12 protein-coding genes are annotated in these 16,277 nt (G+C 52.9%); 1 reads left to right on the top strand and 11 read right to left on the bottom strand.

Features of this window, described 5'->3' with window-relative positions; translation table 11 throughout:
- Positions 1-2: 2 nt before the first annotated feature.
- From ettA to A9753_RS05420, 9 genes are all read right to left on the bottom strand, one after another.
- Entirely contained in the window at positions 3-1,688 is a 1,686-nt protein-coding gene (gene ettA, locus A9753_RS05380) for an energy-dependent translational throttle protein EttA (protein WP_067781497.1), read from the bottom strand.
- Between the two features lie 105 nt (positions 1,689-1,793).
- A complete protein-coding gene (prfB, locus tag A9753_RS05385; RefSeq protein ID WP_067781500.1) occupies positions 1,794-2,909 on the bottom strand; it encodes a peptide chain release factor 2 in 1,116 nt (371 codons plus the stop codon).
- 49 nt (positions 2,910-2,958) lie between these two features.
- Positions 2,959-3,417 carry a hypothetical protein gene (locus A9753_RS05390; protein ID WP_176702744.1) on the bottom strand — a complete coding sequence of 153 codons (459 nt, stop codon included), beginning with the start codon at positions 3,415-3,417 and terminating at the stop codon, positions 2,959-2,961.
- Between the two features lie 41 nt (positions 3,418-3,458).
- Positions 3,459-3,947 carry a hypothetical protein gene (locus A9753_RS05395; RefSeq protein WP_176702745.1) on the bottom strand — a complete coding sequence of 163 codons (489 nt, stop codon included), beginning with the start codon at positions 3,945-3,947 and terminating at the stop codon, positions 3,459-3,461.
- Positions 3,944-4,387 (bottom strand): TadE family protein, encoded by a 444-nt coding sequence (locus tag A9753_RS05400; protein WP_245637376.1) that lies wholly within the window; start codon positions 4,385-4,387, stop codon positions 3,944-3,946. Before A9753_RS05400 ends, A9753_RS05395 begins: the two co-directional genes overlap by 4 nt.
- A gap of 7 nt (positions 4,388-4,394) precedes the next feature.
- Positions 4,395-4,634 (bottom strand): hypothetical protein, encoded by a 240-nt coding sequence (locus A9753_RS05405; RefSeq protein ID WP_067781509.1) that lies wholly within the window; start codon positions 4,632-4,634, stop codon positions 4,395-4,397.
- Positions 4,635-4,771: 137 nt separating this feature from the next.
- On the bottom strand, positions 4,772-5,656 hold the full coding sequence (locus A9753_RS05410; protein WP_245637377.1) for a type II secretion system F family protein: 885 nt from the start codon (positions 5,654-5,656) through the stop codon (positions 4,772-4,774).
- Positions 5,657-5,685: 29 nt separating this feature from the next.
- On the bottom strand, positions 5,686-6,537 hold the full coding sequence (locus A9753_RS05415; protein ID WP_067782261.1) for a type II secretion system F family protein: 852 nt from the start codon (positions 6,535-6,537) through the stop codon (positions 5,686-5,688).
- On the bottom strand, positions 6,537-7,766 hold the full coding sequence (locus tag A9753_RS05420) for a TadA family conjugal transfer-associated ATPase (protein WP_067781515.1): 1,230 nt from the start codon (positions 7,764-7,766) through the stop codon (positions 6,537-6,539). Before A9753_RS05420 ends, A9753_RS05415 begins: the two co-directional genes overlap by 1 nt.
- A 234-nt stretch (positions 7,767-8,000) precedes the next feature.
- Between A9753_RS05420 and A9753_RS05425 the strand changes: the two genes are divergently transcribed.
- On the top strand, positions 8,001-9,185 hold the full coding sequence (locus A9753_RS05425; RefSeq protein WP_067781518.1) for a phosphotransferase: 1,185 nt from the start codon (positions 8,001-8,003) through the stop codon (positions 9,183-9,185).
- 94 nt (positions 9,186-9,279) lie between these two features.
- Here the strand turns inward: A9753_RS05425 and A9753_RS05430 are convergent, their stop codons facing one another.
- Both A9753_RS05430 and A9753_RS05435 read right to left on the bottom strand, forming a co-directional pair.
- A complete protein-coding gene (locus A9753_RS05430) occupies positions 9,280-12,570 on the bottom strand; it encodes an ATP-dependent helicase (RefSeq protein WP_176702746.1) in 3,291 nt (1,096 codons plus the stop codon).
- A gap of 53 nt (positions 12,571-12,623) precedes the next feature.
- Positions 12,624-16,166: a UrvD/REP family ATP-dependent DNA helicase gene (locus A9753_RS05435; protein WP_067781524.1), complete on the bottom strand. Its 3,543-nt coding sequence runs from the start codon at positions 16,164-16,166 to the stop codon at positions 12,624-12,626.
- Positions 16,167-16,277 lie beyond the last annotated feature (111 nt).

Consider the following 16,277-nt stretch of genomic DNA (forward strand, 5'->3'; position numbering starts at 1 on the left):
AATCAGGAGTCGCGAGTGAGTTTACGATAGGTCACGCGGTGAGGACGTGCTGCCTCAGCCCCAAGACGCTTCACCTTGTTTTCCTCGTAAGAGGCGAAGTTTCCTTCGAACCAGTACCAGTTAGCAGGGTTCTCATCGGTGCCTTCCCAAGCAAGGATGTGGGTGGCCACGCGGTCAAGGAACCAGCGATCGTGGGTGATGACCACGGCACAACCCGGGAAGTCCAGGAGGGCCTTTTCAAGACTACCAAGGGTTTCCACGTCGAGGTCGTTGGTGGGCTCGTCCAGGAGCAGGAGGTTGCCACCCTGTTTCAAGGTAAGAGCAAGGTTCAGGCGGTTACGCTCACCACCGGAGAGCACGCCAGCAGGCTTCTGCTGATCCGGGCCCTTGAAGCCGAAAGCGGAGACGTAGGCGCGTGAGGGCATCTCAACGTTGCCGACCTGGATGTAATCCAGTCCGTCAGAGACAACTTCCCACAGCGTCTTGTTGGGGTCAATGCCTGCACGGTTCTGGTCAACGTAGGAGAGCTTGACGGTCTGACCGATTTTTAGATCGCCGCTGTCGAGAGGCTCAAGTCCCACAATGGTCTTAAACAGGGTAGTTTTACCCACGCCGTTAGGACCGACGATACCCACGATGCCGTTACGGGGTAGGGAGAAACTGAGGTTGTCGATAAGGGTACGTCCGTCAAAGCCCTTAGAGATGTTGTTGGCTTCGAGGACCACATTACCCAGGCGAGGACCCGGGGGAATCTGAATTTCTTCGAAGTCGAGCTTGCGGGTGCGCTCTGCTTCGGCTGCCATTTCCTCGTAGCGGGCCAGACGGGCCTTGCTCTTGGCCTGACGCCCCTTAGCCGAGGAGCGAACCCATTCGAGTTCTTCCTTCAGACGCTTGGCGAGTTTGGCGTCCTTCTTACCCTGAACTTCGAGACGCTTTTCCTTGGTCTCAAGATACGTGGAATAGTTGCCTTCGTAGGGGTAAAGGTGACCGCGGTCGACTTCTGCAATCCATTCGGCAACATGATCGAGGAAATAACGATCGTGGGTTACGGCAATGACGGCACCCTTATAGTTCGCCAGGTGCTGCTCAAGCCAAAGCACGCTCTCGGCGTCGAGGTGGTTAGTAGGCTCATCAAGGAGGAGCAAGTCGGGGGCCTCAAGGAGGAGTTTGCACAAGGCCACACGGCGACGCTCACCACCGGAGAGAACCTTCACGTCAGCATCCGGCGGCGGGCAGCGCAGGGCGTCCATAGCCTGCTCGAGCTGGTTGTCCAGGTCCCAGGCATTGGCTGCGTCAAGTTCGTCCTGGAGGGTGCCCATCTCAGCGAGGAGTGAGTCGAAGTCAGCGTCAGGTTCTGCCATGAGGGCGCTGATTTCGTTGAAGCGATCGAGCTTGCCTTTGATTTCGGCGACGCCTTCTTCGACGTTACCAAGAACGGTCTTTTCCTCGTTGAGCGGAGGCTCCTGCATGAGGATGCCTACGGTGTAGCCAGGGGTCAGGCGAGCTTCACCGTTGGATGGCTGGTCAATGCCGGCCATGATTTTGAGGATGGAGGACTTACCAGCACCGTTGGGGCCCACCATGCCGATCTTTGCACCAGGCAGGAATGCCATGGTGACGTCATCAAGGATGACTTTGTCTCCGTGGGCCTTGCGGGCCTTAATCATTGAGTAGATGTATTCAGCCACAGTGGTAAGAATCCTTCGGGTTGTGTGGTGAGAGTGTCGTATGCGGCGAACAATCAGGGCTATTGGTCATTGGCGCGCCCTAGTGGTCACCGTGAAGTCATAGATTTATTCGTCGTTATTCTGCATACGCCAGCGAATACCGGCGTCAATAAAGCCGTCAATATCCCCATCAAAAACGCTGTCAGGGTTGCCTACTTCGTAGTTAGTACGCAAATCCTTGACCATCTGGTAAGGATTGAGGACGTAAGAACGCATCTGGTCACCCCACGATGCCTTCACATCCCCAGCCAATTCCTTCTTCTTTGCGTCTTCTTCCTGCTGTTTAAGAACCAGAAGGCGCGACTGAAGCACACGCATAGCAGCGGCGCGGTTCTGAATCTGACTCTTTTCATCCTGCATGGAGACCACCAGCCCCGTGGGAAGGTGAGTGATACGAACAGCAGAGTCTGTAGTGTTCACACTCTGACCACCGGGGCCTGAGGAGCGGAACACATCCACGCGGATGTCGGTTTCAGGAATATCAATGTGATCCGTGGACTCGATTAACGGGATCACTTCCACGGCAGCAAAGGACGTCTGGCGACGGCCCTGGTTATCAAAGGGGCTGATGCGCACCAAACGGTGAGTGCCACCTTCGACGGACAGGGTGCCGTAAGCGTACGGAGCGTGAACTTCGAAGGTTACAGACTTCAAGCCTGCTTCTTCCGCATAAGAGGTATTGAGGACCTTCACAGGATAGTCATGGCGTTCGGCCCAACGGGTGTACATACGCAAAAGCATTTGAGCGAAGTCCGCAGCATCCACGCCACCGGCACCGGAGCGGATAGTCACCACGGCGTCACGAATATCGTATTCGCCAGAAAGAAGGGTACGGATTTCAAGTTCAGCGAGGTCATCGCTGATCTTCTTCAAGTCTGCTTCTGCCTCTGCTTCGATGTCAGCAGCTTCTTGTCCTTCTTCTTCACCAGCAATTTCCAGCATAGTTTCGAGATCTTCGATGCGCTGGCCAAGTTGTTCTACGCGCTTGAGGTCACTCTGAGCGTGTGAAAGAGCGCTGGTGACGACCTGTGCAGCATCGGGATCGTCCCATAAATCGGGGGCGCTAGCTTTTTCGCTGAGATCAGCAATACGGGCACGCAAAGCCTCCGGGTCTGTCACCGCGGAGATAGATTCATAGGTATTTTTTAAACGGTCGATTTCTGCAGAAAAGTCAATGGCCACGCTCGTAGTCTACCTTGAGTGAGCAAGGAGAGAAGAATGAGACTGCTCGCTAAAACTGTGCGAATCCTCGCGTACTGCTTGCCACCTCAAGAGGAATTCCTTCAGCCGGAATAATGCCCCATGGAAGGAATGGAGGCTGGGAGTGGGCGCGAACTCGAACAGTAATGACTCGCCCATCATGATGAATATCTGCTACCGCAATATCGCTGAACCCGCCCAACGATGATATTGATGATTCAGCAGTAAGACGACGGACAAATTCATCTTCGACGCACCCTGGATCAAGTAATGGCCGTGATTCATCGTCAAGTGATTCGCGATCTCGGATACGGCATACCGTTCCCGTAGCATCCCATAGTGCTTGATCTGTTAATGCAGTCAAACGCTTGGCATCAAGATAGACAGCACTAACACTGCTCGCCATCAAAACAAGCGCCAGGATAAAAGTCGACACCCCAATTCCTAACACAAGCATGTTGCCGTGCTCTCGACGATTTGCTTCATTCACGCCTTGCCATAGACACATGATGTTTCGTCGATGATCGACCCTCATCGTCGCCCCTCCTGTCCTGAGCGAATCACATCACGATGAGCATCAACCGCGACGAAAGGTAAATCAATCACGCCATGGGTGAAAGGTAACGCCACAGGAATATGAATATCGACGCCATAGCGTGAACAGCCAGCATCAACACACCCTATATTTATTCCCCTATCGATGAGATCCTCAGAAATGTGCTGATCACGCAAGTTCACCTGAGCTGCCTGGGCAGCGTGCTGGGGTGACTGATGACTTGAGTCAACACTGAGAACTCGCGCCGCGGCGGCGGCAGCGGATTGAACACCAAAGGCAGTAGCTTGTACAGACGCAATAGTGAAAATGAAGTAAAGAAGCGGTAATCCGAGCCCGATAAACCAACCAAGAAACTCCACTTGTGCATTGCCATAATCATCATTTCCTACCCGGCCCATGGCAGACACACACCGTTCTCGAGCCGCATACAAGACATCGCGAAGATGGATGAAGATACGCATCACGGAATGCCTCTGTGAGAATCAGTCAACGTTCGTTCGTCAACCGCATGACCATGGACGTGCAAAGTTCCCTCGGGACCAAAGAAGCCGATAAGTGGGAACGGCGCCACAACCTCCACGTCCACAAGGGTCAGTCCATCGACTTCAACGCGTCGAACATTCACGATGTCCACGTAATCGTCTCGTAAGGCGAGGTTTGACAGTGTCCGAACTCGTTGTTCAGCTTCCTCAACAGTTCCACCGACGAGCGCTGCACGACGAGCACCTTCTCCAGCGGCATCAATTAGCACTGTCCTGACGTGGAGGCCAAGAGCTATCTGCATCAAAGCCAAGGCCACCGCAATGACGAGAGTGGACACCAAGACAAAATCCACCACTGCACTACCTCGTTCAGCGTTATCTAAACGAAAAACACCGCTTCCAACGGTCTGAGAACGATTCACCACAGTCTCAAATCGCTCCGGTGACCTTAGCAATAGCGTCAGTGAAGACTTGAGTAAGAGCTGGCCCCGCCACAGCCCACAGTGCCACGACGAGTCCTGCGGTCATCAAGGTGACAAGCACCCATCCGGGTACGTCTCCACGTTCTTCATCGCTAATTCGCCGGCTCATTTTGTCCGACAGTTCCGCAACCTGAACCTGTAAGGAGGCAAAGGCAGATCGGTTGATAGTGGGCAATGAATTCTTCATGAGCGTTCCTAATCTGGGTGCGGGTAAAAGGGAAAAAGGTAAATCAATAAGTGGCTAAGAGGAGGACAGAGATGAAGCACAAGGATGAGACGGCAGCGGCGTCAATGGACATGAACGAGGCAGCTTGAGTCAAGAAACTACAAACCGATACGTAGAACCATGAGGCCCGGGAACAAAGCGAAGATGACCGTAACCGGGAGAACAAGGAAAACGACAGGAATCATTTGTGCAATCTCTTTCTTGCCGCCTTCTTCCATCAATTCGCGCCGTGCAGCTTCTCGAGCATCAATAGCCTGAGCCCGTAAGACATCAGCCAATGGAGTGCCTCGCTCGAGAGCGATCACCATAGCTTCACAAAATCTTCCAACTGCGGCTGATTCGCTTCGACTCGCCATTCGCTCCATAGCTTGAGTAAGTATGGTCCCACTTCGTGTATCAACGACGACGCTTCGCAAGTCATCAATGAATGCTCCTTGCCCAATAGTCGCCACACGTTCAATAGCGCTAAGTGGAGATTGACCCGCACCAACGGCCAAAGCCAGGAGTTCCACAACGTCAGGAAGCTCATGGTCCAACTGAGCAGTACGTTGACGCACCCGACGCGACAGCCACCAATCACTAGCAGCAATAGCCCCAATACTGCTCATCAGAGCCAGTACAACAAGTGCCACCACATTGACGGGGCGAATCCAAGCAAGGAACAGTCCCATTCCAAGTGTGCTCACCAGGGCACCAAGGGCCCAGAGAAGTTGGTGGATACGGAACTCGTCAACACTCATTCGTGTGTGGAGAAGAGCAAGCCTTCTGGCAACAGCATCGCTAGTTGAGCCCAGTTGGTTCATCGCTCGGGTAGCCCAATGGATGCAGTGAATGAGGGCTCCTGTGACTGTGGTTTGTTCACGATTACCTTGCAGAAGCCGGCTCGTTGGCGGCCGATGATGAATATAGGGACGAATGCGTGAGTGAAGTGTGGGCTGACGTGAACACCACACATTCCAGAGCAATACGAGGGACAATCCCATCCCAGCGCCCAGCCAAAGTCCTCCCGATCTCATCGCAGTACCCGTTGTTCTTCTCGAAGGCGGCCAATTCTGATCATGAGCCAATACGCCACAGCACAGGCACATGCTCCGCCGAGAAGAACCATGGCTCCCGTTGATGTGGCATACGCGCTGGCTGCTTGTTGGCGCGACGAAAGCAGAGCGAGGATGATCCACGGTGCGGCAACAGCGACTTTAGCTCCGTTGACGGTCCAGGATTGACGTGCCTCAAGTTCTCCTCGAGTCCGTAGATCCTCACGAAGCATGCGTGAAAGATGGGTCAATAACACTCCGACGTCTGTTCCGCCCACGTCATGGGCCAACCGGAGCGCCTCGATAATTCGATCAGCGACCGGATCAGCGAAACGCTCTTTGAGGCGGTCAAGACTTTCGCTAAATCGCGCAGTACTTTGGTAATCGCGGGCAAAAGCAGCACATTGGCTTCGGATTTCAACGGGGCCACGAACGCCAAGGTTCCCCAGAGCCTCAGGCAGACTCATTCCTGCCCTGACCGATGACAGGAGATCGTCAATAGCGTCTGGCCAAGTTTCTCTGAGGTGAGTACGCCTGCTCCGCGCTCGTTGAGAGACCACCATCCAGGGAACCATGCTCGCAATTGCACCGAAAGCAGCGGCTACGGGCCACGCTTGGGAAATCCCCAGAAATACAAGTGCTGTAACGATAGCAAGCCCCATACTAAAGACGATGAATGCCAATGGGCTAGTACCTCCAACCCCTGCTTGGATGAGGAGGTCGCGTAGTTTATCTGTTCGGTGCGATGACCAATGTCGGGGTGGAGTGGTCATGGCAAACAAGAGTAGAACCGCGGCGCTACCCATCAGAGCCCCAAGTACGACTCCAATCATGCTTGTGCCCCCAGCAGTTGCGGAAGGTCAAATCCTGCTCGCTCGAATTGCTCAACATTGGAAGGCATTCCTGATCCGCGAACAAGATTGTCGTGATGATCACGATAAAACACATCCGTCATTTCAATAATTCCGTGATCTACACGTCCACCGACGGCAGCTATTTCTTGGACTTGCCGATGGCCACGGCTGTTCTTTCCAAGAAACACCACTAGGTCAATGCAGTTCGCAACAGTAGGAAGCACAAAATCAGATGAGACGTTTTCACCAGCCAGGAGCGGAAGAGTACACAGTTTCATCAATGCTTCTCGTGCTGAATTAGCGTGAATAGTGGACATGGACGGCAAGCCAGAATTCATAGCAATAAGCAAATCGAGACTCTCCGCTCCACGAACTTCACCGATGATGAGACGGTCAGGGCGCATTCGTAGAGACTCAACAATGAGATGACGCAATGTAATGGCGCCGCTTCCTTCGATATTGGCGTTACGAGTCTGAAGCGCCACGCAATCGCGATGACGTAAAGACAGTTCAAAGACTTCTTCACAAGTAATGACGCGTTCGTGAGGTGGGATCGCCCCGGCTAATGCTCTAACAAGAGTTGTTTTGCCTGCTTGAGTGGCGCCTGAGACGAGGATATTAAGTCCACTGTGAACCGCGGCGTCGAGAAAACGTGATGCGTGATCGGTCATTGAACCGCGCTGCACCAGATGGTGAGTTTTTGTTGCTCGGGCAACGTGTTTACGGATGTTAATGGACCAGTGCTGCTGAGTGAGGGGCGGAATGACCACATGGAGGCGCTGTCCACCGGGAAGTTGGGCATCAACAAAGGGAACGGAAAGATCAAGTCGCCGTCCGGAAGCCCGGAGCATACGTTCGACAAGGATTTCGACTTCCTCTGCTGTCAGCATGGTGGTGGTAAGTTCAGGGTGGCCACCTCGTGCGATAAATACCTTGTCAGGTGCGTTAACCCAGATTTCCTCAATACTGTCATCCATCATGTAGGGTTCAAGTTTTCCCAAACCTGCAAGTGAATCGATAAGGAAAGTGACAGCGTGGTCAGGGTCATTCAGTGGTGGAACAAGGCCCGCGTCGGAACGGGCGAGATAGTCGTTAATTGCCTCGTGGACGAGTCCATGAAGTGCATCGGGGTCCGCCGTGGGATGGATGTCTCGTTGTCGAACAAGGTCACGTACTTCGCTGTGCAGACGATCGAGTGCATCCATGATGGTCCTTGGGGATTTTTCTTCATCTGTGGCGATGATGAATAATGAAGGGAGGGGTTCTTAACGACATCTTAGAGTTCTCTGATAGCGCGAATAAACCTTTTTCATAAACAGTGGATAACTCCTACAACTAACCACTAGCAACCATAGTGAAACATCACTAAAGCCTGCTGATAGATTTCCGTCGGGCGCGGGATATATGCATGTTTCTCTCTTCTCCCCTACGGTTATTCCATGTCCTCTCGCCCCCGCACCGCCCTGTCCTTAGCAGCCTTGGCATGTGTTGCAGTTCCGGACCTTGAACCGACCCGCTTAGCACTTCCTCAAGAAACAACCGAGGACCTTCGCGTCACCGGTGTTATCGATACGCGCGGACGCCACTGGGAAGTTCTTGAGCCCCTCAATGATGCCGCAGGGGCCACCCTAGAAGCCGAAAGTGAAGTGCTGCGCCGGATCGGTGAAGTAGTTGATGGAGGAACCCTCAGTTTTGACGTTCCTCGTCCCGCTGGCGCTGTGCGCTTAGACGAGTGCGGTCACGTTCAAGTTCGCTCCCACATCCCCGGAAGCCCCCTCAATTTGGAAGCGCTCCGTCCCGGCCCTGGCCTTGCCTCTGGTTTGGGTAAGGTCATTGGTCAGTGGCATGAACTGCCCACTACTGTGGTCACGGGCGCAGGTATGCCTTCTTACGATTCCCAGCAGGTTCGTGACCGCTGGACTCATATGCTTGATGAAGCCGAAGAATCTGGCTTAGTGCGTGCTGAACTCATGTATCGCTGGCGTTCTGCAATTGCTCAAGAACCTTTGTGGCGTTTTAAAGCTGTGGTAGTTCATGGTGATTTAGCTGAGGACAATGTGCTGGTTGCCGGCGGGGCGGTCACCGCAATTCGTTCACTCGGCGCTATCCATGTGGGTGACCCTGCCGAGGATTTGGCATGGTTATATGCCTCAGCCCCCTTCGAGTGTCTCGATGATATTGAGGCAGCCTACGAGCAGGCTCGTACTGAGGGAATTGACCTGCATATTCGTGAACGAGCTGATCTCATTACGGAATTTAACTTGGTGCGTTGGCTAATTCATGGTGTGCGCATTGATGATCAAAACATTATCGATGATGCTTTGGGGATGCTGGAGGACTTGTATGAACAGGTTGCCGATGAGGAACCGATAGCGATGCCACCACACGTAGCGTTGGTCACTGAGACATCGGCTAGTGACGACGCCGAATCGTCTTTATTATCATCGCCTCTATCGCAGAAGTCTTCTGAAAACACTGACGATGCGGATGATTCTTTTGCTTCGGACTACCGTGCCGAGCGGATGCGCTCCGCTCATGATGCTAGTGGTGACACGTCAACGGTGGTCATGAGTGTCATCGACGATGTGGATGATGACGATATTTCCACTGATCCGTATCTCTAACACTTTGACATTGACGGCAGGGGTGCCATGACTGCATGTCATGTCGCCCCCCATCCTCATCGTCGCGCTCACGGCAGTACAGCAAGAATCTTCACTAGTTCACTGATGATTCATCCAGGGTGGAAGCGCGAAGAATCTCAGGAAGACTCTCAATTGGCTGGAGTTGATCGGGCGGAAGTTTCGCAATGATGGCCGGATCATCTGGGTCCTTGTCTACATAAATGTAGGCGGCAGTAATCTCAGCCGGATCAATGTCTTCACTCGTTGCCCAAGCGTGAACGTAGAGGCTAAGTTGATCGACAGAAACAGGACGTTTTCCGGTTTTCCAGTCAATGATGTACCAGCGTCCATCACAATCGCTAAAGACCGCATCGATACGACAGCGAATAATCACGTCTCCAATTCGAAGATCGCGATCGACTTCGGCGTATCTCAATGTGAGATTTGAAAGATAGTCTAATGACTCCACGGTGGTAAACCACTTCGTGAGCAGTTCACGCTCCTTCGGTGCCAATCCATCATCAATGCCTGCATCAACCATCGAGAGTAACTCGCTTTGCCCGCGGAGACGTTCAGCAATGGCTTCGTGGAAAATGGTGCCCAAGCGAGCTTCTTTTTTCGGGGGCTGTGGCATGGGGCGGCGCAATGTCAGCGCATAGTCATCTGGAGTTTGTGCAAGTTTCTCAATGCTCGTTGCAGGCATATGAGCAGGTACGCGCACGCTAGGACCCTCGTTAGTCATGCGTTCATGACGAATAAGCATATCAATGGTTGCGGCCCGCTCAGCCGCCTCGTCACTTGACCACCTGGGAAGAGTTGTCATGGATGCTTGAGCGTCACGAACCGCTTGTACAGCTCGTTGACGGGCCTCGGACAGCACCGGGTTTTCTCTTTGTCCGACGGTTGGCCAAGTATAACTCTCTGAATGATCCAAAGCACAGTTCGTAGCGTTGGGTGGAAAAGTATCAACCCCCCATCCGGCATCACGGACCCCCTCGCAGCCACGAATCTGTCGGAGGAATCGTGAGATGGGCTTAGGCTTTGTTGATTGTCCAGTGAAGTAACTACCACTGACGAAAAGCGCATGCTGAGCTCGAGTAAATGCTACGTAGGCAAGTCGGCGTTCTTCGGCAATGATGTACTCGCCAAGAGCAAGTCGATATTCGTCAAGACAGTCAGAGAAGTCTTCTTTGGATGTGGCCGAGGTGCACTGAAGAACGGAGCAAGGTGGAAGAACATCCACGTCAGCTCGAAGAGGATGAGGGAATTCGTTTTTGGTTAACCATCCTGAGTCACCCACAGGCTTGCTGGGGTCGTCCATATCAGGCTCAGCCGCGTAATGAGGAAATTGTTTTTCGGTCATTCCTGGCACAGCAACGACTTCCCATTCCAGCCCTTTCGCTGCATGGACGGTGAGGATATGGACTACACCGCGCGGAGCAACGGTCTGTGGAATAGAGAGGCCCCCTTCTCTTTCTTTTGCCGCTTCGAGCCAGGAAAGAAATTCCCTCAATGTTGCTTCAGGGAGGTCCCGAATAAACTGTGCGGCGACTTGATGAAAAGAGCGAAGAGCAATGTGATCCCCAGCGTGAGTGGAATTCACGGAAGCCTCAATATCAAGATTGAGGGCACGCTCGGCAATGTGAGTAATTCGCGGCAAAGGAAGACTCATGGATTGGCGAATCGTCGTGATTTGGCGGTGAATACGCCTGCAGATGCGAGCACCGCGATCACTGAGACTCTCACGCAGAATAGTCAAGGCGCGACGTTCATGGGCAGAAAGCAAGTGCGCCTGCGCAATCCGTTCATTTCCGTCTTTGTTTTCTAAATCCCTCACGTCAAGATAACGACAAAGTTCTACCGCGTCAGAGAGCACAGGAGTTTCTCGAATTCCTTGTTTCCCCGTGGTGTCCTCGACACGGTAGGCCAGTGCTCGTGCTGCAGCATAGAGGCTACGAATATCGCTAGCGCCGAGTCCTGCTCGGTCGAGCAGCGCCATCAGGCACACACCTTCTTCAGGATTAACAGCCACGTGAAGGGCATCGACAAGATGGTGAACGATGGGTGTAGTGAGCAGGCCATTTCCTGCCACAACAACAGAGTCAATTCCTTGTGCTGTCAGCGCCTTTTGAATTGGATCGAACTGTTTGTTAGTACGGCAAAGGACAGCCATCGAACGCCCCGGAGCACTGTGCTGCTTCATGAAGCGTGCTACCGCTTCGGCTTCATCTTGCGCATCGATGAAAGTATCTGTCAGGACGATTCCGGCAGGCATATCTTCGCCGGTAATGACGCTACGAGTCTGAAGCTCGGGGACGGCAATACCGTCATTATTATCTCTCAGAGGTTTCGATACTGCGTTTGCTACGTCAAGGATGAGGGCATCGTTTCGCCACGAGGTAGAGAGGTTGAGAACGTCGCGAGGTTGTTCTTGATGTGTGAATGCAGCATGGAACCCGTTCAGCGCGCCGGCACTTGCTCCACGCCATCCGTAAATTGCTTGGTTGGGATCTCCAACGGCTGTCACGCCCATTCCAGAAAAGAGGGTGGCAAGCATTTTAATCTGTGCAATTGACGTGTCTTGAAACTCATCCAAGACGATTGCCTTGTAAGTAGAGGCCATATCGCGACACACGCTGTAAGTAGAGGCCATATCGCGACACACGCTGGGCTCACTGCTCACAATCTTGTAGGCAAAGGCCACTTGATCGCCATAGTCCATGAGGGAATGCGCACGCTTGTAGTTCACGTATGCCTCAACAAGACCAAGGAGAGATTCACGAGCCACGTTCTTCTCCAGGAATGGGACGGTTTTCCCCTTCCTGCCAGGAATGCGAACGAGTTCTTCGAAAATGCTAGTGAGATCTGCTAGGCCAAGACGAGCATCCTCAATGCTCAGAAGATTCTCTTGGAGTTTTCCCGCCAGCGCCAAGGCATTATCAGCAACGGCAGCAACACTCTTAAAACCGCTGATGTTCTTTTCATAACCTTCCACCAGTTCTGTCATGATTTGCCACGCTCGTGCTTCAGTGACAAGTGTGGTGTCCGGGTCCATACCTAGCCGTAGACCGTAATCACGAACGATCATGCCGGCGAAAGAATTGTAGGTAGCAATATGTGGCTGCCCCGTATCCTCGGGAAGATCAATGAGTCCGTGAGAGGCACATGAATCGATGCTCAGTGCTACACGATGGTCAAGTTCTGCCGTTGCCTTAGTGGTGAAAGTCAGGCCGAGTACTTCGTCGGGGCGGACCTGACCGGTAGCTATGAGGTAGATGATGCGTTGAGTCATCGTAGCTGTTTTACCGCTTCCTGCACCGGCCACAACGAGCAACGGGGAAAGAGGATATTCAATGATGCGCTGTTGTTGCTGTGTTGGACTCATACCTCCAAGGAGTTCAGCCATGTGTGCACTCGAGCGAATGATCTTCGAATCCGTCATGACAGGCTCCCGGAGTTTTTGACGTTAACAGGACACAGGTGGGACACAGGGCAGTAGGAACATGCGCCACTAGGACGAGCATCAAAGGTAGGGCCTAGACAGTCGTAAGCGGCTTCGGTCAAAGCGATGTAATCCCAAGCCCCCGATTCTGGCAAGGGGCTGTCAGCAATAGATCCGCTTGCCGGAACAACTTTGAGTTTTTGTGTGTCCGACCCGAGCATGATCAGGCATGAACTAGCCACATCCGCTGGTTCACTATTAGTGGCCATAGCCAGACGATAAGCAGCTAACTGGGCATTGAAGACACCTTTATTCACGTGGGTTTTCACCGCTTTGCCGTTCTTTAGATGAGTCTCGGCTTCCTGTTCTAGTGCTTCAGCATCGAGCGGAGGAAGGACACTCTCATCGAAGGGAGAAGCGGGACCATCGAAATGTTCGTGAGCGCGGGTGATGATGCTGGTGATATCAAGGTCATCCGGGACGTGTTTACCTGATTTCCAATCGACCATACGCACTCCCCCACCTTTGAGATGTTCGAGGCGGTCAATTCGTCCGCGAATCTGAACGGTGAGTTCTTCTTGCGGATTGTTCAGGCGAGGAACAGTGATAGTGGAAGAAATCGGAACTTCGACTTCTACTCGCTCAACTACTTGGTCGCGTTCATTGAGGTATTCATTAATGAACTCGACCATGCGTTCTAAACGCTCTTTTTCGGTCCGACCGATCCAGGTCTCTTGGTCAAGATCATCGACAATCAATTCATGAGCATGCTCACGCAATGCTTCATCTCGCAGGCCCATCTTCTCTGCGTCTTCAGCAATCTGGTGAATCATTGTTCCAGTTGTTTGCGCTTGACTGGCACCGTTGTCAGCACCGTGTCGCGTAAGGAACCAGCGCAGTGGACATTGTGAGATGCCTTCAAGATCCGAGGGACGCAGCGGTATAAATTGGTTGTTATCGAAAATCGGAGCCGTTGAGGTGACCTCAACGGGTTCATTCCATTGATCCGGATCAGCCTGATCGACTCCTTGTGATGCCATGTATGCCAGGAGTGCAGCTGCTTCCCGAGCAGACTCTTGCTGTTCATCGGCCACCTCATCGTAAGCACTCTGAAGAAGAGTGCGACGTAAACGAGCAACCATTCCTCGGGTGCTGAACTCATCAATGGCAGGTGTGATGATGAGTTCATTGTCCTTTCGACAAGAAATTCCTGCAGCATCGGCGATTTCCCAAAAGAACGTTGAGGGAGCATCATCTTGTGCCACGCTGCATGTCACCATGAGGCGACGAGTCGCCCGAGAGAGAGCCACGACAAGCATGCGCCGCTCATCATGGCGAATACTCTGACGCCGTTGATGAATGTCATGGGTCCACCATTGTGCCCAGTCACCGTTGTCAGGCCCCTCCCCTAGGGCTCGACGTTCAATGAGATCGGCTCGCGTAAGGGTAGAACGCAATGTGTCGTTTGGCCACACGTTGGCGTTCAGCCGGCACACAGCAACAACGTCCCAATGATGCCCTGCCGCTTGTGCAGGAGTGAGAACAGAAATACCTTCGGGACGTTGTCCGATACGAGCAATAGAATCTGAGGGAATCGTTTCTTCATTCAGTTCAAAGAAGAATGATTGTGCCGGGGCCCCGGGATGACGAGCAGTCCACACTTCTGCCCGTTTGAACAGCGCAGTTACTACATCAATGTGATGGTCGGCATCAATCACCATATCCGGGGTAATAGACGGATCATTACTGACGATGACACTGCGGTAGTACTCACCGATTCCGGAAGCTTCCCACAGTCGCCAGAGCAGTTCTTCTGCATTGATCCGTCCAGCTCGGTGACCATCGTGTTGTTGTGCTTGGTCTTCACGGTATAGCGCACGTGCTTCATCGTAGATGCTACGTGCACGAATCAGTGCAGTAGACAGTGCATCTCTTGAGTTAGCAATGGTGGCGTCGAGAAGGTCGCGATCATTAGCGTCCGTAAAAACGTGGGCAAGAAGTTGAGCGGGCGCATAGAGACGAGCCTTATGTTCCTCTGTGCACTGGGAACGAATTCTACGGCTAATTGTGCGCAAATCATTCGTATGCAGACCTACCAGAGGACTGGTTAATAATTCCTCAACTGCTTCTTCATGACCTTGGACAAGCCTTCCCTCAAGGACGTGCCCGGCAAGAGCAATCAATGCATTGCTTAACGCCTCATGGCGGAAAAGAACAGCAGGTGTCTGAGGAGCAAGTGGAAGACCTCGGCGCAGTAGCCCTTGGCGAACCTCATTAACAATCGTCATGGAGCGCGCGATGACAGCCATACGCGAATAGGGCGTGGAATGCTCAGCATGTTCAGAAATCATCATGCGAGCGATGTGCGCAATTTCTTGCTCAATATGGTCGGTAATGAATACATCCACACCATCTGCGGAACGGTTCTCGGCCCCGATCTCAAGACGCGTAATGGGTTGAGTGCCAAACTGCCCCATCAGGTCTTCATTAGCGCGCCGCGCATCGAGGCTACCTTCAACAGGAAGGCGTTGACATTGATTGGCAACAATGCGATCAATACGGGCCTCACCGCTCAAAAAAATCGGGAGAGCAAACGTTTTAGCGGCCAATTGCGGATGAGTAGCTAAAGCCTGAAGAATCCCCGGCCATGCTCCCCGGAATCCCTCAACAGTCTGGTCAGGATTTCCTATGGCAATGATCTGTGTTGACGAGCCATCACTACGTGGTGCGCTCAGTGCAAGCACAAGATCGTAGACTGACGCGCTGCAATCGTGAGCATCATCAATGATGAGAACGTCAGGAAGCGAGGATGGAAACGTCTGAGTATCCAAAGCACTTGCCGTGCCGAGAAGGTGGCGCACATAGTCTGCGCAGCGGCGCACAACTCGTGGAGTATCAAGTAAAACGGGGCCATGAGCAGAAGGTATGCACGCCTGTTTATCCCATTGCTCGAGCACTTCTGCGGTTGCTTGCCAAATCTCAATGGGCATTTCCTTACCCCAGCGGCGCACAGTATCAGCGTCTATTCCCCATTGACCACAAGTAGCGATGAACTGGCGAATATCACGACGCAGCACACTACTTGTCAGCGCATCAGGGTGAAGACCTGGCCAAGAAATCGTGGGAATGATTTGCTCAAGGTTTGCCTCCTCTTGCGCGCCTGACATTAAACCAACCGCAGGGAAACGCTCCGGTTCTTGTTCTGTCAGTTCGCGAAGAATATCGAGACTTAATGCCACTGGCGTACGAACGCTCACGCCATGACTACTACCGGCTCCCACTTGTTCAAGCGCTGCACTAGCACGATCACGGAGTTCTCCTGCTCGTGCACGCGTAGGAACAAGGAGAACAACTTTTTTTCCCCGACCTGATAACTCGGCATGCAGGCGTAACGCAAGGGTAGTTTTACCTGTCCGTACACCGCCTCGAATCACAGCATGCTTCCCCTGGTTAACCACCTCGATGACATGACGTTGAGTCTCAGTAGCCTCAGGCAACTGATAACTCGGGAGGGGTGGAAGGAGAGTTAAGGCGTTCATGAGTCCATTTCATCACCCACCGCTGATATTTACGCCTCGATTACCCTTCCATCACAGTGTTTTTCTCGCTCACGGCTGACGCATTGTGGAGTTGAGCAAGCCACGTTCTAC

It is taken from the genome of Actinomyces vulturis, from assembly GCF_001687305.1.
In the GTDB taxonomy this organism is placed as follows: domain Bacteria; phylum Actinomycetota; class Actinomycetes; order Actinomycetales; family Actinomycetaceae; genus Actinomyces; species Actinomyces vulturis.